This window comes from Flavobacterium hydrocarbonoxydans (genome assembly GCF_009789235.1).
Taxonomy (GTDB): Bacteria; Bacteroidota; Bacteroidia; order Flavobacteriales; family Flavobacteriaceae; genus Flavobacterium; species Flavobacterium hydrocarbonoxydans.
This window is the reverse complement of sequence record NZ_WSTB01000007.1, coordinates 221,642-242,370: the sequence shown is the minus strand read 5'-3', so window position 1 is coordinate 242,370 and position 20,729 is coordinate 221,642. Positions and strand designations below refer to the sequence as shown.

The following is a 20,729-nucleotide window of genomic DNA, read 5'->3' as shown; positions in this document are numbered from 1 at the left end:
AAAGTAAAATATCGATTATGAAAGAAAATGAATTTGATTTCCTAAAAGGGAATAAAGGAAGTAATGGCGAAATCATTCCTTTCTTTATTAGAAAAATTGAATTAACTAATGAAGTAACCGAAAATGAAAAATTTCTACAATGCTTAAATTTATATTTGACTCAAGATTTATCCATCCATAATTCTCAAATTTCTATTGAATTCTATAACATCAATAATAAAGATATTCTAAACCTCGGTTTGCTACAATTAACAGGGCTTCAAATCGACAATATCGCGAATAGACAAATGGAAAATTGCAATTTTCATGTTTTTGATTATGAAGCTGGAGAATATGATTTCTATTGTGAAAAAATAAATATCAAATAATATAACTTTACTGTTGCTAATAGCCACAATGGATTTTGGCAATTGGCTTAGTGGTAAAATAGTTTTGTATTTGAAATCATTTGGCAAATCCGAATAATGAGGCTTAATTTATTCCCAAAACCGCTCAGCTATATTTCAAAAAAATGAGTCTAAAAATAAAAATAGTATTTATTACATTATTTATAACTTTAATTAGTTGTGAAAGGAAAATCAATGATTTAGAGTTTGAAAAAAATGTAATGACCGAAATTTTACCAAGCTTAATTGACTCGACTTGTATTGATAGTAGGATCTTAAATCTTCCTCCACCTCTTGGGAAACCAATTTATGATAAAGATGATAATTATGTTGGGCGCGATACTACCGAAATTAAAACCGAAAGAGAAAATTGGAAAAAAGAATTGGCAAGAATCAAAAATGATACTTCAAAAATAGTTATAGCTTTTAACCCAATAATTGAAACAGCAGAAGAAAGTAATCAAAATGAACTTGTAGCGCATTTTGGGAAAAAGATTATTCCAGATTCCATTCAAATCGTTACAGAAAATTATAGAATTGATTTTGAAAAAATAAAACTAAATCAAAATTTTAAACTCAGAGATTTATCAAAATTTCCAAATAGAGATACAATCTGGAAAACTAAATATAAATTTATTTTTTCAGGAGTATTTTCAGTTTCTAGAATACAATTTGATAAAGAAAAGAAGTATGGTGTTTTGTCTGCCGGGTTTGTTTGTGGTCGTCTTTGTGGCCAAGGATTTAGGATTTTTATTAAGAAAGTTAACGATAAATGGATAATTGATGAAGTCGAAGGAACTTGGGTTTCATAATCAATACTAATCAAAACCCAAACTTGCTCAAAAACAAAACGTTTTTTTAAAAACCTGTTAGGTTTCTTCATTTGAACCGAAAATAAACTTATGAAAATGGCTGCCTAGCCCAGATAGAAGTGGAAATCCTTTTGTGGCGGGGTTCGCCACAAAAGATTGAAACGGATAGCTGGAAATTGCTCCTGAAAATTGTAATTGTGGAGGAAATTTCGATTCGGTGAATTAATAAAAAGCGAAACGTAATAAAGTTTATAAAAACTTCACGAAATTTGCGCTTTAAATAAAAAGAAAGAGAAATATGAAAATAAATCTGAAATCAGGAATCGATAAATTGCTTTTCGGAATGAAGCAAAATGATGTTACGGCAGTTTTTGGTAAGCCTGATAAAAATTATAAAGACGAAGATGATAATGTGATTTTTGTGTACAATGCGCACAAAATGAGATTGACTTTTTATGAAGAGGAAGATTTGAAATTAGGTTTTATTGTAGCTTCCGGGAGCGATTTGGATCTTTTTGGGTTTAAATTGATTGGGAGAAAAATTGCAGATGTAAAGAAGGATCTGGCGACAAAAGGAATTACAAAATACGCGCCGGAGACGATTGATACTTTCGAAAATTATTTTAACGAAGACAATTGGTTTATTCTTCAGACAGAATTTGATGAAGTTTTGAAGTTCGAAATTGGCGCTATCATCAACGATAAAGACGAATTTGACTGGAAATTTCCGGCGAAAAAATAATAAAAGATGGTATTTTGAGCGTTTTGGTCATTGCAGAACGCTCTGAATACTCTTTATAGTTTAAATCTTAAAAGGATTTGATACTGTGAATCACAATTCCCCAGACCATAAAATCATTTTCGGGGGTAACCATTATGGGTTTATAATCTTCATTTTCGGCAATTAGCCAAACAATATCTTTCTCGATTTTGATGCGTTTTATGGTAAATTCGCCATCAATCTGACACACGGCAATTTTATTATTTCTGGGCTCCAGACTTTTGTCAATTACCAATAAATCGCCGTCATAAATACCGGCGTTTTTCATCGAATGTCCTTTTACCCGGGCAAAATAAGTACTGTCTTTGTTTTTTATAAGTTCTCTGTTGAGGTCAATCGTCAGTTCGATATAATCATCGGCAGGCGAAGGAAAACCTGCGCTGATACCTGTATCAAAAAAAGGCAATACTACTTTTGAAGCGTAATCCGGAATATAAAATTCGAATGATTTTGTGGTATGTAGATTTCTCAATTTCATAGTACTGCAAAATTACAGAAGTTCTTATTTGCTTGTTAGAAATTAGTGCTAAATAATTACTAACAGCGTAATTTTAGAATAGAAAAAGCATTTTTTTTAATTGTTTTTTTGCAAAGAAAAGTATCTTTAGGAACTATTAATCAACGCGTTCCAATACCAATACCACAAAACTACATGAAACGATTTTTACTTGCCATACTTTTTGTTTTTTCGACCACCGTTTTCTGTTTCGCTAAAAATCCAAATTCAGATAAGGATTCGGTAAAACCGGTCGTTATTTCGTTTAAAATTAAATTAAAATCGAATAAAGAGTTCAAAATGGCTCCCGCCAAATTGAAGTTTAATAAACATTTTGCCTATAGTTTTACCTTAGATGACGGCGTTCGTTCGGCTTATTTAACTGCTTTTCCTTTGTTAAATGGAGGTCAGGTAAGCGCACCTCTGCTGAGTGAATGGAAAAATGATCATGGCGGAGACGGCAGTCATTCTGAAGGACTTTTTTACTCCGATGGAAGCGGAAAAAAGATTCCGTTTAAGTTAGGATTGGCTATCAATGGAGCTTCTATGAAAGACTTACCGGTTGACAGAGGTCATTTGTCCTGGTCAGAAGTAAAAGAGATGTATGAGGCCGGTTGGGATATCCTGAATCATGGTTTTCATCATGCAACCAAACCCGGAACGAATTTCCTGACTGAAGTTACGGAAAATACGGTTTCGATCCGTCAGAATTTAGGATTTACCATGTCGCAATTTGTTGTGCCTGGTGGCGAAAGTGCTCCCGGTTATCATTTAGAATACGAAAGAGATGCCCTTGCAAATGGTTCTTTTTCGGTGGCTTCTTTTGCCGGTGCAGGGCCAGCTATTCCGGTACAGGACAAAGTCAGTCTGGATAAACTGATTTTTGTGCGAACCTTTGTTCAGAGCACAAACGATACGATTGGTTTTAAAGTAATGGATCGTTATTTAAGCGCTTTAGACCAAATTGCAAAATCACCAAATCCGGTTTGGTACACGGAATTTACACACAGTGTAGGCAATGGGAATTTATGGTCATTAGGCATGCGTTTTCCTGATTTTAAATATTATATGACAGCCATTGCCAACAAATACGGCGTAAAAGGAGAGGATAGCATCTGGATGGCACCGTGGCAGGAAGTGTACGAATACATTTGGTTAAGAGACCGCATTCAGGTGAAGTACGTTCAAAAAGACAAAGAGGTTGATGTTGTGATCAGTCTTCCGGAAGTTCCCGAAACGTTTCGATATCATGCCATTTCTTTAGCCGTTGATACTTCGTCTAAGTTTGAAATCATTAATCATTCATCTGATTTAAAAATTACAGATGACGGGACTAAAAGTCATGAGTTAATTACTATTGAGTTGAAATAGGGTTATTTTTAAAAATAAAATCCCCTGAAATTTAGTTTATATGTGTAGGAACATATTTTTGCTTTGTGTCTTTGCTATACAGTCAATGACGAATTTCTGTGCTATTCTTGCTTATATTTAAGTTAATTTATTCAATATTGACTAGCCTCCAGATTCATCTGGAGGTATTAAAATTGATCATAGTAAGGGCTTTAGCCAAATTTTATTTTTCATTTATTTTTTGAAACCCATATTTACTTATTATTTCATTATACTCTTCTTGAAATGTTTTCTTTTTATGATGTTCTGCCTGATTTTTAATATAATCTCTTACCCTATTAACAACAGATTCTGAAACTGAAAGCGCAAAATATTCTTCTTGCCATTCAAATTTTTCTTTAGTTAATTGATTTTTGTTAATCCAAAAAGAAGATTCACCTTTAATTAATTGCATTGTTTTTTGAATATTTTGATCTGCTCCCAAGGAAATAAGACAATGACAATGATCAGAGTAACCATTAATAAAATCGACATAAATTCCCTTTTCTTTTGCGTTTTCTTTGATATGATTCCATACTTTGAGACGTAAATCTGGGGTGTTCAGGAAAGGGATTCTATTTTTTGTACTCCAGATAAAATGGATATAAACTTTAATAAATGACATATTTTAATAATGAAGTTGATTTTTTTAATTTAAATATTTATTTTGGCTAAAGCCGATTTAGATGCCGAATTTATTACCTCCAGATGAATCTGGAGGCTAGTCAAGCGTTTAACGTAAAATTAAAAATATTTTTTATTTTTAAGATATTTCTTATTTTTTAATTAAATTATTTTTATCACTAATTTATTAAGCTTGTTTAGTTAGAAAATTTGCCTTAAATATTTTTGACTAGCCTCCAGATTTATCTGGAGGGTTAAATTTGTTAAATATATGGGGCTTTAGCCATTGACCTTTCGTATTAATAGGAATCAAAAAAAACGCCCTGCATTGTTTACAGAGCGCTTTTGGTCTAATTCATTTCTTTTTCGTTATCCTGAATAAAGGTGTCAATGTTTTTTAGATACGGATCAATTACAATACGCTGAGGTTTGGTTTTAAGTTTTATTTTTCCTTCGGCAGCGTTATTTTTGATAGAGAACGGATAATGGAATAGCGTTCCGTTTTCATCGTAAATTCCAATATCAATAGTCGCGTCATTTGGAATAAGTGTTCGGTTTCCGGTCGTATTTTCGCTGTATTTTTTGGTGCTGATTCTAAAATTTACTTCATAATTTCCTTTCTTTTTATGACTTTCGACTGCTATGACTTTGGAGGAATAAGTAATTATTTTTTTAAACAATTCCTCTAATTTAGGATGCAGTTCTGGAGTGGTAACGTTATAAATTTCACCTAATAAATCTTCAGAATCCGGAACAGGATTTGGGTATTTATAATGCTTTAAGAAGTTGTGCAATGCCAGATTTACCTTTTTTTCGCCAATTAACATTTTAAGCTGATGCATTACCAGCATGCCTTTGTCGTAAGGTAAATGCGGCGTGTCATAATTGGTTTTATAAAGAGGGGTTTCAGGGTCAGAGCTTCTGCTGCTGAGGTATAAATCCAAATGAATTTTTAAGGTTTCCAAAGCTTTTTCCGTACCGTGTTCTTTTTCGTATAACATCAATTCGGTGTATTGCGCCAAAGTTTCCGTCAAAATCCAGCTGCCTTCTTTTTCTTCCGGGCTGATTTGGGCATTTCCCCACCATTCATGCGATAGTTCATGAGCTGTTAACTGATTGATAATATCTTCTTTGTCCTTGTGATTGAGGTCGCTGTAAAACCCGAAATTCTCTTTCATGTAAACAGTCGAAGGATACGAAGTGGCGGCAAAACCATCAGCAAATGCGGAAATCTCGGCGTATCGAATCGTTTTATAGGGATATTTTCCAAAATTACCCTGAACATAATCCAGCGTATTTTTTATGTTTTTAATCAGTTTCGAAACGTTTCGGCTGTGTCGGGAATCATAATAAACTTCGATCGAAATACCTTTATAAGATATTTTTTTAAGCTGATATCTTGCTGAAGAAAAAGCAAATCTAAAAGGGATTTTTCCGTGTGAACGATAATGAAAATAATTGCGATCGTCTTTTTTCCATTGGCCAATTAAATCTCCAACACCTATTGCGGTCTGATTTTCTGATGTCGAAACAACAGCATCATAGTCAATAAAATCATAAGCTGAAACCGATTTGTCTTCTAGTTTTTTTAAAGGAGACTGTGGTTTTAAATCTCTTTTTAAACGTTCTTTTTTGCTGCTGATTTCATTAGAAGGCTGGTAGCCAAAATAAGGATAATAGCGGCTTATTCGCATAAAAGAACCATTTTCGATAATCGAATTAAAAGCAGTGTGTCCTTTAAAGGGCGACCACGTAGATTCAAACGAAAAAGACATCTTAATTTTTTGTTTTGGTTTCAGCGGTTTTGCCAGTTGGTACCAGTAATGATGAAACTTACCATCGTCTTTTATACGTTTGGCACTCGGGATACTGACAGAAAGAAGTTTTGAATTACGATCGATATAAAGCAGCAAACGTTCTATGGGTTGTTTGGAATTGTTGATCAATTCATAACTTCCTTTTACCTCATACCGATTCTGATCCGGAAACAAAGCCACATCACTTTTTACTGAAATAATTGTGGGCTGTTCTAAAGCATTATATTTTTTGAATTTCAGTTCGTATTGTTCACTCCAGTTGTATTGGTCTTCTTTGGTAAGATAAGGATATTCGATATTGGTTTTATAAAAAAGATAACTTCCAAAACCAATAAAAATAAGGCCTCCAAGAACAAAAGATATTTTTTGAATCGGGTTAAAGAAATGTCTTCGGAAGGTATTTAAAACGGTAGTATTTCTTTTCCATAATATACCAGTAAGCGTGAAAAGAAGCAATGCCAATCCGGTGTTATACAGCATCGAAATATGAAAAGGGAACGTATAATTTCCAAAACCATTCAAATCGAAATATTCTTTTTTGAAAGCATCTCCAAAACGCAATAAAGGATGTGCAATGCCCAATTGTTCTCCAATGACGGAGCTAATCAGGATAGTGACAATAGTAGCCGCAAGCAGCCCTAAATATTTACTGCGGATGAGCGTTTGAATAAAAAGAATAACTACAGAAATCAGTAAAATAGGGAAGCCTAAATAATAAAATAAAGAAGCGTAAAGCCCAAATTCTATCGGAGCATTTCCGTGAATGATCTGAAATCCGCAACCTATTAGAATACTAAGTGTAATAATTACAAATGGCATGGTAAGCAATGAAAAGAGTTTAGCCGCCAACATTATTGATTGTTGATAAGGAGTCGTATTTTCGAGCGTTTCAAAGCGGGCACTTTCGCTTCGGTTGAGTAATTCATTACTGTAAAAAAGCAAAATCAGAATTAAGATAAAAGGCAGTCGATCCATGATGGTGCTGATCATCAGGGCTGTATTAGTTACGTTTTGCGCCATTCTGATACCGCCGTCAATTTCATCCGAAATTTCGATTAAAAGCAATCCGGAAAACAAAAGTACAATCAATAAAAAAGGAATGCCTTTTAAAATAAGTGCTACATCCATTTTTATAAAACTTTTCAGAACCAATACATTATGTTTTAAAGTTCTGAATTCTATTTTTTTAGGTATTTCTGAAGAAAAAGAATTAGAAGATACAGAAGCTTTTTCAGATTTTATCTTTTTGATTTTTGGTTTTCGGAAAGAAAATAAATGATACGAAAGTAGGATTAAAAGCAGAGAAATACTCATCCACAGTATCCTGTTAAAAAGAAAATTACCTGATAAATCCAGTAAATTATTGTTTTTTTCAGAAGCGGTCCAATAACGTGTTTGCTCCAAAAAAGCGGCCAGCCCAAACGGATCTACTTTTGCTGCCAGTGACATCGAAGCTGCTGATGAAGGGGAAGCATTTGCAAAAATAGGGGAGTTGGAGAACAGGGAACCGGCTATATATAAAATGTAAACCAGTAAACCGCCTACGTAAATCAGAAGTTTGTTTCGGGTAATCCAGGCCAAAGTGGTTAAAACAGAAAGACACAACAGGATGTTCGGAATTACTAAAACCAAATAAGGCCAGAGGTAATTTATAAGATAAAAAGTCCCCATTTCATCTTGGGACAGCCAGGGCATTTGATGTCCCGCCATCAGACCTAAAAGAAACATTCCGAATGAAGATACCGCTACTGCAAAAGCCACTATAAACTGACTTCCTAAATAATTGAATTTAGAAACCGGAGTTGTAAAAATGAGGGTGTCAAAGTTAGTTTCATAAGCCTTTAAAAAACTTTGTGCCACTTGTAGTGTAATAGAGAATATGGTGGTAAGGGATATTAAACCAATAGCATACATTAACACATAAGGGCTGTTTTTGTACGCGCCTGAAAACGAAAAATTGGCATAGGCTCCCACCATATAACCGAATACCAAATAAATTAAAAACGAGGCATAAAAAGTCCAGTTTCTGGTGTTGTTATGCCATTCAAATTGAATTAATTTTGTAAACATAACATTATATTTTAAATTGATTTTGAGCTAATACCCGAAAATAAACATCACTTAAATCGGGTGCGATTAAGCTGAAACCCAGATCCGGCTGCTGCTCCGAAAACACATGGATATTCAGTTTTCCCGAATTTAAGTTTGATGAAATAATAGTCATATTTGCCTGATATTCCTCCAGTTCAGATTTGTTAATCGCTTTCATCCAGATTTTATCTTTTAGAGATGCTATTGCCTCATTAGGTTGGCCTTCAAGAATCAATTTTCCGTTTGAGATAATAGCCATATTGGTACATAAATCGCGAACGTCTTCGACAATATGAGTCGATAAAAGCACGATGATGTTTTCTCCAATTTCACTTAGTAAGTTATTGAACCGGTTGCGCTCCTCAGGGTCCAGGCCGGCAGTGGGTTCATCAACAATAATAATTTTAGGATTGCCAAGTAAAGCCTGTGCAATTCCAAACCGCTGACGCATTCCGCCCGAGAAAGAATGAACCGCTTTGTCTTTATGTGGCAGCAAATTGGTCTGTTGCAGTAAATATAAAATCTGATCGTGTCTTTCTTTTTTATCCACGATTCCTTTTAAAACGGCAAGATGATCCAGCAGCCGATAGGCAGAAATTTTAGGATAAACGCCAAATTCCTGTGGCAAATACCCAATATTTTCCCTGATATACCTAGGGTTTTGCACAATGTCAATTCCGTTAAAAGAAATACTGCCGGAAGAAGGTTCCTGCAAAGCGGCAATGGTTCGCATTAAAGTTGATTTTCCGGCTCCATTGGGACCCAATAAGCCAAACATTCCGTTATTGATTTCCAGCGATACATTGGCGAGTGCCTGCGTATCATTCTCATAGGTTTTACTGAGATTTTTGATGATTAAACTGTTCATTTTTTGATTGATTTAGATGATTGATACTGATAAGTATTTCGAAAAATTAGGCAATAGTATGCCTGTCGGCTTCAAAAGAAAACCGATTATAAAAATGATTTAGATTGAAATTTATTCGCTTACATACTCTAAAATATCACCGGGCTGGCAGTCCAGAATATGGCAAATGGCTTCCAGGGTGTCAAAGCGGATTCCTTTGGCCTTGCCGGTTTTAAGTATGGATAAATTGGCTGGCGTAATTCCTAATTTCTCAGCCAATTCTTTACTTTGCATCTTGCGTTTGGCAAGCATTACATCAACATTTACAATTATTGGCATGATTATATAAATAAGTCTTGTTCGTTCTGAAGATTCAATCCCTGCTTGAAAATAGCGGCCAAAAAGTAAGCAAAAACACCCAGCATAAAATGCAGTACAATAAAAATAGAAACCTCATTGTCCAGAGGAACAAATAGTGAAGCCAGGAATATCGTTATACTGGGCAATAGTAAATTAGCTAAATAAAACCGCCTTAGATGATCGATTCCGTTTTGGGTAAATAATTTGGGCTGAAAAAACACTTTAAACACATTGCTGATCAGCAAAAAGAAAAGTCCGTAAAGACTTAGAGGCGCTAAAAAATCAAAAATAATATATGGAATATTATAATCGCCTAACATTAAAGGTTTTTCTGTAAAAGGATAACAAACCTGAAAATATTTGCCGTTATCTTTAAAACGTAACGACCAGCCAGTTGCTAATGCAAGCAAAGAATAACCCGCTAAAGTAAAATAAACAAATGCTAAAAAACGCGTAATGTAAAATAAGATTTTCGAAACAATATGAGTTGTCTTCATGGAATCAGAAATTTAATTTGTTGTTGCAAATGTATAATTAATTATCGTAAAACAATAATTAATTATTAAAATTTGATTTTAACACTCAGTTTTTTAAAGAAGCAAAACATTATAATTCTATTAACAGTAGAAAGCAAAAGGCTTCGGCGGAAATGAATTAATTTTGTAAAAAGATTTTTTTTATATGAAAGACCCAATTTCAATTTCAATATTAGAACTCGCTATCATCACTCAGGATAGCAATGCTTCCGAAACTTTCCAGAAAACAAAAGACATAGCGCAACTTGCAGATACTTTAGGATACAAACGATTCTGGCTCGCTGAGCATCACAATATGGCGCACGTTGCCAGTACGGCTACCGTAGTTTTGATAGGTTATATTGCCAGTCAGACCCAAAATATACGTGTAGGTTCAGGCGGCATCATGCTACCTAACCATTCGCCTTTAATTGTGGCAGAGCAATTTGGAACTTTAGAAACGCTTTATCCCAACCGTATTGATTTAGGTTTAGGGCGCGCTCCGGGAACCGATCAGCCTACTGCCGAGGCCATCCGAAAAGACTTTTTTGAGCAGGCACAGCGTTTTCCGCAAAACGTATCAAAACTTCAGGATTATTTTTCAGGCGAAAATGTCACGGCAAAAGTGCGTGCTTTTCCTGCTGAAGGCACCACTGTTCCCATCTGGATTTTAGGTTCCAGTACCGAGAGTGCTGCTTTGGCCGCCGCTTACGGATTGCCTTATGCTTTTGCGGGTCATTTTGCACCACGCCAAATGATACAGGCTTTCGAATTTTACCGCGAGAATTTTCAGCCTTCACCGTATTTGGATAAGCCCAAAACTATGGCCTGCGTTAATATTATCGCAGCCGATACCAATGAGGAAGCCGAATTTCTTTCGACAAGTTTGTACCAGATGTTCCTGAATTTAATCAGAAACGATCGTAAAGGCTTACAGCCGCCGGTGCCGTCTCTGGACGATATTATGAGCGAAGAAGAGCGTTTTCATGTCAACCAGATGACCGCCTGTACGTTTGCAGGGAGTCCGGAACAACTCGCAGCCGACCTGAAAAAATTTATCGATTACGCCCAAATTGATGAGCTTATGGCAACCAGCCCAATCTTTGATCATCAGGCAAAACTAAAAAGCATCCAGCTCACCAAAGAAGTGATTGACGGGTTGAATACCTAATAAAAGTTAGTTTTTTAGGAGCTAATTCCAGCTTTCCGTTTCAAGTCCTCACAAAAAAAATGTATTTCTATTGTCATAAAAAGAGCTTCTTTCAGTCGCTTTTTTATAACAAGAAATACATTTTTTTTGCTCCGGGCTTTCCACTTCAATCTGGGCTAGGGCAGTTGTTTTCAGTAGAATGATTTTGATATAATTAACTCGTTGGGTGAAATTTTTTAACACATAGAAACATAGCTAATTGAACTCAAAAAAGGCGTTTCACTTGCATTAAAACATCCCGATAGTTATCGGGACTATGTGTGAAGAAACGAGTTTCTTTTTGATTTCCTTTTTTCAAAATCTTAGAATCTATGTTTTCTATGTGTTTAATTAAATTCTTATTAATTACACCCAACGGGCTGATATAATTAGATGATTTAGTTTGCATATAGCTTTGCGAACTTTTTCACCCCAAATAAAAACGTTTTTTAAAAACTCTGCAAACTCTGCGAAAAAACTCCGTAATCTCTGCGTTAAAATCTTCGTCCTTAAAACCCTCCAGCATCCACATCTTTCACAAACTGAATTACGCCTTTCATAAAGACTTTCTGGTCGTCCCACATGGCTAAATGACTTCCGTTAGGGCAGTATAAATAACGTCCTTTTTGCACCAGTTTACTTTGCTCTTCCATTGCTTTTGGATCCATGGTGTCGTATTTTGCACCAATCATCAGGGTCGGAACCGCGATTTCTTTCAGTCGGTTTTTGATGTCCCAGTGTTTCAGGCGTCCGCTAATTCCAAATTCACTCGGGCCCTGCATCATCGTATAAACTTCGCCATTGGCATGTTTCATAGATCGGTTAAAACCATCCGGCCATTCTTGTAAACGGCATAAATGCTCTTTATAAAAATTCGGAATCAGCAATTCCATATAGCGCGGATTAGCAAAATCTTTCTTCGCTTCCAGAGCTCTTGGTTCTGTTAAGACCTCGGGTTTCATTTGCTTTGCTAAAACTTCATCAGCATATTTGCCATATTCTGGAGCACTCGCCATCATGTTTGCAACCAATAATCCTTTTAGGTTTTTTTGATATTTCAGAGCATATTCCATTGCCAGGATTCCGCCCCAGGAATTTCCTAAAACATAAAAATTAGACTGGTCGGCTCCAATTGCTTTACGAACCTGTTCTACTTCTTCGACAAAACGTTCCGTTGTCCAGAGTGTACTGTCTTTTGGCTGATCACTGTAATAGGAACCCAATTGATCGTATTCGTAAAACTCAAAACCTTCACGCTGAAAAAAAGTTTCGAAGCATTCCATATATTCATGCGTCATCGCCGGACCGCCATGAAGGAGAAGTATTTTTATTTTCGGATTTGTGCCAAAACGTTTTGTCCAGACTTTAAAATCGCCAACAGGAGTTTTAATGGGAATCATTTTTACACCCGCTGATTCAACTGCGGTTGTGTCTCCATAATTAAAATAATCTACCAAATCTGGAGTAGAAGCAGTTTCTTTTTTGCAGGAAATCAATACTAAAAAAGAAAAGGTAAGTAATACAAGTATTCGACGCATATTTTTTTGGAATAAAAGTTATTTTTTGGTTTTTAGCTTTACTAAAGTACAAATTTAATGGCTGCCTAAATGTAATTAATTCTTAGTAGGAATTACATTTTTTTCCTTCAACAATTTTTTAAATCTGAATCTGCCGTTGAGTCTTAATGAGTAAAATAGTGTTAATTGATTAAAAAATATTTTTTTAATAAAACGTTTTAGTATATTTGCCTGCCTGATTTTTTTGTCTAATTAATGAATCCGTTTTTTGGTTTTTAACTTATCGTTCATTAAAAACAGGTAGAGCAGCCAAGTGATTACAATTAAGGCTTTTAGTATTGTTTTTTGACAATATAGTATTGCTTGTTTAAAGTGTTTATTTTTAGGTTTGAAGAAAGTTTGAGCTTAAAAAATCGGCTATTAGAATAGAGGTTGAGAATTTGATTTATAAAATAATTAAAATGAATAAGAAATGGCAATAACAATAGGTGTAGATGTTGGAGGGAGTCATATAAGCTGTGGCGCAGTTAATAATGACAATTTTAGTATAATTCCAGGAACATATTTTAGCGGAGCTGTTGACAGTAAAGCTTCTATGGAAAGTATTATAAAAAATTGGGCAACAATAATAAATCAAACCATTCAGGCTGCACAGCAAGTCCTAAACACTTCAGATGCTGCGATCGGAATTGCTTTCTCTATGCCAGGCCCTTTTCAATACGAAACCGGAATTGCCATGTTTGAAGGGAATGATAAATACGAGTCCTTATATAAGGTTTCTGTTTCAGATGAGCTTCTAAAATATTTAACTGCAAAAAAGGTGAGTTTCAGATTTCTTAACGACGCTAGTTGTTTTGGAGTAGGAGGAACACTTCAGCAGAAATCCGAAGTTAGTTCAAGAGCAATTGCCATTACTTTAGGAACGGGTTTTGGAGCTGCTTTTTTAGATAACAAATTGCCGGTTACACAAGGAGATCATGTACCTCATAACGGTTGTTTATGGGATAAGCTGTTTAAAGGCAGTATCGCAGACAACTATTTTTCGACCAGATGGTTTTTAAATCAGTACGAAAGTATTACCGGAGATAAATTAACAGATGGAGTAAAGGAAATTGCAGGTATCGAAAATTACGCAACCGCTACCATATTTGATGATTTTGCGAATAATTTAAGCGAATTTCTGGCACCTTTTATTATAAATTTTGATGCAGATTTACTCATTATAGGAGGGAATATCGCTAAGTCACATAGATTCTTTTTATCTAAATTCCAGGAAAATTTAAAAAGCAAAAATATTAACTTAAACATTTCTATTATCGAAAATACAGAACAGACCAGTATTCTGGGTTCAAGTTATTTGTATAATGAAGTTTTTTGGGAACGATTAAAAGAAGAGCTGCCTTATTTTTAAACTGTCAGCTTTAATTTGATTTGTGGAATAAATATTCAATTGATAAAATGGATTATTACACTTTTGAATAAAATAGATTTTGGTGAAACTTTTTACAAATCTTATTCAAAATCAACTCGCCAATTCACAAATTCGCACTAATAAAAAAGAGAATTTTACTACTTATTTTTTCTCGCTAAAATCTGAGGTTCAACACTTTTGTTGAATTTCAGATTTTTTTTATCTCAATTGACTTCAAAATAGATTCCCAATAATAAATTATGCCGTGTGTGTCTTAAAGTTGTGTTTTATTTTAACAGAATTTATAACGATTTCGTTTGATTTTATTAATGGATGTTTAAAAAAACAAGTCAAAATGAAGCATTACTTATAAAATTAACATTAAAATTACATTTAGTAAAAAAAATTTTTTTTCACTAAAACGTTTTAGTATGTTTGTTCCGAAATAATATTATGTTAAAACAGTTTGGAAGTTTATCACAATTAAAATTTACCGAAATTTTAAAAAGATTAAAAACGTCATCCGCTAATTTAAACGACAGTATTAATTCAATAAAACTAACTAACCAAAATTTTTAATGATGAAACATTCAAATTGCAGAAACAAAAAAATGCGCTACCTGCATTTTTTTCTCACACTTCTTCTCATTTGTGGAGGGTTTAACCATGTAGCTGCCCAGAATCAAAAAATTCAGGTTACTGGAGTTGTTACTTCTATTTCAGATAACCTATCTCTACCGGGAGTTTCAATTGTTGATGTCAGTAACCCCAAAAACGGAGTTAATGCTGATTTTGATGGCCGTTATGTTATAGCATTAAATAATAGTAATGCTACTTTACGATTTACCATGATAGGATACAAACCTGTTGAGGTAAAAGTAAATGGCAGAAGTGTTATAAATGTTGCTATGGACTTAGATGTCTCGGCTTTAGATGAAGTTGTAGTAGTAGGTTATGGTACTCAGAAAAAGAAAAAAGTTATTGGTGCTGTAGATCAGGTTAATAATGAGGCTTTTAAAGGAAGACCAAATGTAAACGCAACACTTGCGCTACAGGGAAAAGCACCCAGTTTAACCATTCAGCAGACTAACTCAGAGCCAGGTGCAGGAATTAGTCTTAATATCAGAGGGGTAAGTACTTTAGGAAATAACAGCCCATTGATTGTTATTGATGGTATCGTAGGAGGTGACATAAATGCGCTGAATCCTGCTGATATAGAAAGTGTTTCGGTACTGAAAGATGCTGGTAGTGCGGCTATTTATGGATCAAGAGCCAGTAATGGAGTTGTTCTTATTACTACAAAAAAGGGTAGTAAAAGTAAGCCAATGTCTATTCAGTATAACAGCCTTGTGGGATTCAATACACCAAAATACTTTACCGCACCGGTACACGGATATGAAAATGCAATGTTACGAAACGAAGCAGCATTTAATTCAGGTGAAACTACAGCGGTTTTTACAGCTGCTCAGATTGCAGATTTAAAAGCAAAAGGCGATACCGAATGGTTTGCAAAGGAAATTGTAAAACCTGCAGCACAGCTTAATCAGAACCTTTCGATTTCGGGTGGAAATGAAAACTCAACGTATTTAGTTTCTTTAGGTTATTTAAATCAGGGAAGCAATTTTGTAGGCCCTACCAAAGGTATGGAACGTTATAACTTCAGAATGAATATGACCAACGAGTATGGTAAATTTAAACTGACTTCGACTTTAGCCTATTCAAAACAAATAATTAATGATCACTCCTCGAACACCAGTACTTTAATGGTGGATGCTTTCAGGGTTCCGTTATATTACAATCAAAAAGACGAAAACGGTAATTACCTGACAAACGATGTGTTGCAGCAATTTAATTCTTTAGGAATTTTGGAGCAGGGCGGTTTTAGAAAATATGATAATGATGATGTTTTTGGAGCTTTAAATGCAGAATTCAAGTTAACAAATTCCTTAAAAGTTAAAGGTGTTTTTGGAGGACGTTTATGGAACGGAAGCATGTTCAGCAGAGTAAAAACGGTTCAGTTTGCGCCACAAGGAATTTATGGAGCTGATCGTGATACCCGAGATGAAACTATAAAAGCCCTTGATCTGAATACGCAGTTTATGCTGGAATATAACAAGCAATTTGATAACCATAATGTGGGAGCTTTGATTGGGGTTTCTAACGAAAATCATTCAGAGCGTCGAATTGGTATCTATAAAAAATTTACAGATCCTGATCTTGGAACGCCAACCAGTGAAACCGTTATAGGAGAGGATTCGTATAACTCAAACGGAAGCGATCCTAATAAAAATCCTGCTTCTCCAAAAAACAGTTTAAATTCTTTATTTGGCCGTGTTTCTTATGATTTTAAAGAAAAATATTTTGCAGAATTCAGTTTCAGATATGATGGTTCTTCAAAATTCAGAGATGAAGTACGATGGGGATTCTTTCCGTCTGCGACTCTTGGATATGCTTTAACAAAAGAAGATTTCATGGAAAGCTACAGTAATAATGTAGGAAATATTAAATTACGATCTTCTTACGGAATTCTTGGAAATCAAAATGTTGGTAATTATCAATATCAAACGACCTACTTTTCTTTTCAGAACGCTTACGGATTTGATAATAACGGTCTAAGCGGTGCAGGATTTAACTTTGCAAATCCTGATCTTCAATGGGAAAAAGCAGCTACTTTTAACATCGGACTTGATGCTGATTTCTTTAAAGGAGCTTTATCAGTTTCATTCGACTTTTTTGATAAAGTTACATCGGATATCCTTGTTCCGCCTCAGGTACCAGGTGTTTACGGAACATCGCTTCCTGATTTTAATGCCGCTAAAGTAGGTAACAGAGGATGGGAAATTAGCGCGACCTACAGACATAGTGGAAAAGAAGTAAATCAAAGTCTGACAGTTAATTTTGGTGATTCTAAAAACAAAGTACTTGATTTTAACGGTCAGGAAAAACTAACAGGTGTTGAAGAGCTTCAGGTGCTTCTTCGTGAAGGGCTTCCTTTTAATTCTTATGTTGGATTAAAAAGAGATGGGTATTTCCAGAATGTCGAAGAAATTCAGGGAGCAGCCGTTCCGGAAGGTTTAACGGTACAGCCAGGTGACAACCGTTATGTGGATGCGAATAAAGATGGAAAAATTGACGATAACGATAAATTTGTCTTTGGAAACCCTTTTCCACGATATACTTTCGGTGTAACCTACAATATCGATTATAAAAATTTCGACCTGAGCATCTTTTTACAAGGAGTAGGAAAAAGAACAATGATGATCAGAGGAGAGCTTGTAGAGCCATTTCATTATAATTACGGTATGACGATGTACACGCATCAGTTAGACTACTGGACACCTCAAAATCCGGATGCCAGATATCCGCGTCTTGCCAACAACGGTTCACAATCAAATACAAACAACTTCAGACGAGGTTCAGATATGTATTTGTATGACGGAGCTTATGCAAGACTTAAAAATGTGCAGTTAGGTTATTCATTATCAAATGATGTAGCTGAAAAATTAGGAATGAGCAGATTCCGTGTTTATGTGTCAGGACAAAACCTGCTTACATTATCTAAAGTTAAATTTGTTGATCCGGAACTTTCTGAATTCAACAACAGCATGTCAACCTCGGGGGCAAACAGCGGAAGAGCTTATCCTACGCAGGTGTATTACGGAATGGGTATTGATATTAGCTTTTAAAAAAAATCAAAATGAAAAATATATTTAAACACATAAAATTCGTACCATTAGTATTCTTACTACTGGTAAGCTGCGAAGATCTGGACCAGGCACCAGAAGACCGATTTACAGATTCTAATTACTGGACTAGTGTAGAGAAGGCTCAATTGATGCTGAATACAGCTTATTCGCAAATGCAGAAGAGTCAATATTTCTTTTATAACGAAGCTTTATCTGATAATGCTTATAACGGAAGAGGAGACAATGCTGGTGCGGCTTCTATTGGAGCTGGAATTTATGATCCTTCGTTAGGGAGAATAAAAGAAGAATGGAATGAAAGATACGGCGGAATTAAATCCTGTAATCTTTTATTAGAAAATATAGACAAAGTACCAAATGCAGATCCTGGGGTAATTGCCAGAATGAAAGCAGAGGCTCGTTTTTTGAGAGCTTTCCAACATTTTCAGTTAACTACATGGTTTGGAGATATTCCACTTTTAAAGAAAGACCCTTCTCTTGAAGAAGCGGTATCCATAAGCAGAACTTCACATGCAGAGGTAATTCAATATGTATTAAGTGAATTGGATGCTGTTATTCCAACATTACCAAAAAACACTCAGATTGCTACTACAGACAGAGGAAAAATTACAATGGGAGCTGCAGTTGCCTTAAAAGCAAGAGTACTTTTATACGAAGGAAGATGGGAAGATGTAATTCAGGTTACACAGCAATTTATGGCTTCGGCTTACGGAACATATAGTTTGTTTCCTTCTTACGAAGGTCTTTTTCAACAGGCGAATGAATACAACAGCGAAGATATTCTGAGTTTACAATATGTACCAATAGACAGAACATGGGGCGAATTTTTTGATATGGCACCCATTTCTGCTGGAGCAAGATTAAATGCGCTGGCTCCCACTCAGGAATTAGTAGATAGTTATCTAATGCTTAACGGAAAAAGAATTAACGAAACCGGATCAGGTTATAATGAAAATGATCCTTACACAAACAGAGATCCAAGACTTACCGGTACTGTAGTGTATGATCAGTACAACTGGAAAGATGCTGATGGTAGTTCACGTATTATTTATATTAAGCCAGGTTCTTCACCTACAGACAATCGTCCTGATGAATTTGTTCAGGGGTCTTCTTCGACACCTACCGGATATTTTACACGTAAATATTATGATGTAGAGCATGGAACAGATTTAAAATCGGGAATAAATTTGATGTTGTTTAGATATGCCGATATTTTATTGATGTATGCAGAGGCTAAAAATGAGCTAAGCCAAATGAACAGTACAGTATGGGATCAAACCATTAAAGCGTTAAGATCTCGTGCAGGTTTTACAGATGCGGCAGCTTTAAATTATAATAGTGCATTAGGACAAGCCGGACTTAAAGAAGTAATAAGAAATGAGAGACGTGTAGAATTTGCTATGGAAGGTCTTAGAATCTTTGACATCAGAAGATGGAAAATTGCAGAAGATGTTTTAAATGGATATGCACACGGAGCTAAATTCGGGGTGTCGTCTATAGACAATGGATATTTAAGAGTAAACCTAAGAACTTTTGATCCTGAAAAACATTATTTATGGCCAATACCAAGAGATGAACGTTTGATTAATACGAATTTATCTCAAAATCCAAACTGGTAAAACTAACTAACCTAAAAATAAAAACATGAAAAATATATATTCAAAATTAGTATTAATACTGTGTACAGTATTTCTTGTAAGCTGCGATAATGACGAAATGAGTCATACTAATGTAAGTGCAGTAAATGCTCTTTATTCGCCGGCTAATAACAAATTTTATGATCTTGGCGCACAGAGTTCTGCCATATTCGAATGGGAAGGAGCTAAAGCCGAAGATAATGGCGTTGTACTTTATGATGTTGTTTTTGACCGTGAAAACGGAGATTTCTCAAATCCGATTTATGTGATGCCTTCTGATGGAAAAGGGTTTCAAAAAACACTTAATCTTTCTTTTACAGAGCTAAACAAAATTGCCGGATTGGCAGGTATAGAATCTGAAACTATCGGAAAACTAAAATGGACTGTATATTCGTCTAAAGGACTTAATGTTCAGAAATCAAGTGTTTCGGGTATTATCGAAGTACAAAGACCAGGCGGATTCCCAACTCCTGACCAGTTGTTTATTACAGGTACAGGTTCTGAAACAGGCGAAACTGTAGCTAATGCACAAGCCTTCAAAAAAGTAGGTGCCACAACTTTTGAAATTTATACAAAACTGCAAGCAGGAAGCTATAAATTCATCACCAGAAAAAATGGTACTCCAGAGGTATTTTACATTAACGAAGGCGACTTAAAACAAGATGGCGCAACAACTTATACAGGAGAAAGCAAAGTCTATAAAATTAGCGTTGATTTTAGTGACGGTTCTACAAAGATGACAGAAATTCAAAAAATAGAATTATGGTTCCCACCAATGGGAGAATACCTTTTTGAATATACTTATTCTGGAGGTGGTATCTGGAAAGCTGATAATAAAACGATTGTTTTTAGACAGGAATCATGGGGTAGAGACGAACGTTATAAATTTAAGTTCACTGTTGTAAATGGAACTACTACAAGCGAAGAATGGTACGGTAGTGTAAATGGAGACAACAACAGACCGGATGCTAATACACCAGCTTCATTCTGGTACATGGTGCCTGTAACGAGTGATTATTGGAATAACTGTTTCAAATTTGCAACTGCTGTAGATAATAGTAATGTAAATGCTGAAATTAATTTTAGCGCAGCTTCACCGGCATACACACACAGTTTCACAATTCTATAAATAACCCATAACGTCTCTTTAAGA

General features: G+C 35.1%; 16 protein-coding genes. 9 read left to right on the top strand and 7 right to left on the bottom strand.

All coding sequences use genetic code 11. From position 1 onward, the window contains the following. Nucleotides 1-17: 17 nt before the first annotated feature. The 3 genes from GON26_RS14130 to GON26_RS14120 all read left to right on the top strand — a co-directional run bounded on the left by GON26_RS14130 (nt 18) and on the right by GON26_RS14120 (nt 1,940). Entirely contained in the window at nt 18-368 is a 351-nt protein-coding gene (locus GON26_RS14130; RefSeq protein ID WP_160375429.1) for a hypothetical protein, read from the top strand. 143 nt (nt 369-511) lie between these two features. After that, on the top strand, nt 512-1,198 hold the full coding sequence (locus GON26_RS14125) for a hypothetical protein (protein WP_160375428.1): 687 nt from the start codon (nt 512-514) through the stop codon (nt 1,196-1,198). A gap of 298 nt (nt 1,199-1,496) precedes the next feature. After that, nucleotides 1,497-1,940, top strand: coding sequence for a hypothetical protein (locus GON26_RS14120; protein WP_160375427.1), 444 nt, complete (start codon nt 1,497-1,499; stop codon nt 1,938-1,940). Between the two features lie 67 nt (nt 1,941-2,007). Here the strand turns inward: GON26_RS14120 and GON26_RS14115 are convergent, their stop codons facing one another. After that, complete coding sequence (locus GON26_RS14115) at nt 2,008-2,457, bottom strand: LexA family protein (protein ID WP_160375426.1); 450 nt, start codon at nt 2,455-2,457, stop codon at nt 2,008-2,010. A 174-nt stretch (nt 2,458-2,631) separates the two neighbouring features. Here GON26_RS14115 and GON26_RS14110 point away from each other — a divergent pair, with 174 nt between their 5' ends. Beyond that, on the top strand, nt 2,632-3,846 hold the full coding sequence (locus tag GON26_RS14110; RefSeq protein ID WP_160375425.1) for a polysaccharide deacetylase family protein: 1,215 nt from the start codon (nt 2,632-2,634) through the stop codon (nt 3,844-3,846). Between the two features lie 202 nt (nt 3,847-4,048). On the opposite strand, the gene tnpA is transcribed toward GON26_RS14110, so the two are convergent. The 5 genes from tnpA to GON26_RS14085 form a co-directional block, all read right to left on the bottom strand. Further along, nucleotides 4,049-4,489, bottom strand: a complete 441-nt coding sequence (tnpA, locus tag GON26_RS14105) for an IS200/IS605 family transposase (protein WP_160375424.1) — start codon at nt 4,487-4,489, stop codon at nt 4,049-4,051. A 349-nt stretch (nt 4,490-4,838) separates the two neighbouring features. Then, complete coding sequence (locus GON26_RS14100; RefSeq protein WP_160375423.1) at nt 4,839-8,375, bottom strand: ABC transporter permease/M1 family aminopeptidase; 3,537 nt, start codon at nt 8,373-8,375, stop codon at nt 4,839-4,841. A gap of 4 nt (nt 8,376-8,379) precedes the next feature. Beyond that, nucleotides 8,380-9,264, bottom strand: coding sequence for an ABC transporter ATP-binding protein (locus tag GON26_RS14095; protein WP_160375422.1), 885 nt, complete (start codon nt 9,262-9,264; stop codon nt 8,380-8,382). A 111-nt stretch (nt 9,265-9,375) separates the two neighbouring features. Continuing rightward, nucleotides 9,376-9,582 (bottom strand): helix-turn-helix domain-containing protein, encoded by a 207-nt coding sequence (locus tag GON26_RS14090; protein ID WP_160375421.1) that lies wholly within the window; start codon nt 9,580-9,582, stop codon nt 9,376-9,378. Nucleotides 9,583-9,584: 2 nt separating this feature from the next. After that, nucleotides 9,585-10,100, bottom strand: a complete 516-nt coding sequence (locus tag GON26_RS14085; RefSeq protein ID WP_160375420.1) for a DUF2975 domain-containing protein — start codon at nt 10,098-10,100, stop codon at nt 9,585-9,587. A 184-nt stretch (nt 10,101-10,284) separates the two neighbouring features. On the opposite strand from GON26_RS14085, the gene GON26_RS14080 reads away from it, so the two are divergent. Continuing rightward, entirely contained in the window at nt 10,285-11,289 is a 1,005-nt protein-coding gene (locus GON26_RS14080; protein WP_160375419.1) for an LLM class flavin-dependent oxidoreductase, read from the top strand. Between the two features lie 527 nt (nt 11,290-11,816). Here the strand turns inward: GON26_RS14080 and GON26_RS14075 are convergent. Then, nucleotides 11,817-12,845, bottom strand: coding sequence for a proline iminopeptidase-family hydrolase (locus GON26_RS14075; protein ID WP_160375418.1), 1,029 nt, complete (start codon nt 12,843-12,845; stop codon nt 11,817-11,819). 451 nt (nt 12,846-13,296) lie between these two features. Between GON26_RS14075 and GON26_RS14070 the strand changes: the two genes are divergently transcribed. From GON26_RS14070 to GON26_RS14055, 4 genes are all read left to right on the top strand, one after another. Beyond that, the gene (locus GON26_RS14070; RefSeq protein WP_160375417.1) at nt 13,297-14,235 is read left to right on the top strand and encodes an ROK family protein; all 939 of its coding nucleotides are present in this window, start codon (nt 13,297-13,299) and stop codon (nt 14,233-14,235) included. Between the two features lie 581 nt (nt 14,236-14,816). Further along, nucleotides 14,817-17,921: a SusC/RagA family TonB-linked outer membrane protein gene (locus GON26_RS14065; protein WP_160375416.1), complete on the top strand. Its 3,105-nt coding sequence runs from the start codon at nt 14,817-14,819 to the stop codon at nt 17,919-17,921. Between the two features lie 11 nt (nt 17,922-17,932). Next, nucleotides 17,933-19,558 carry a RagB/SusD family nutrient uptake outer membrane protein gene (locus GON26_RS14060; RefSeq protein WP_160375415.1) on the top strand — a complete coding sequence of 542 codons (1,626 nt, stop codon included), beginning with the start codon at nt 17,933-17,935 and terminating at the stop codon, nt 19,556-19,558. A gap of 25 nt (nt 19,559-19,583) precedes the next feature. After that, nucleotides 19,584-20,705 carry a SusE domain-containing protein gene (locus GON26_RS14055; protein WP_160375414.1) on the top strand — a complete coding sequence of 374 codons (1,122 nt, stop codon included), beginning with the start codon at nt 19,584-19,586 and terminating at the stop codon, nt 20,703-20,705. Nucleotides 20,706-20,729 lie beyond the last annotated feature (24 nt).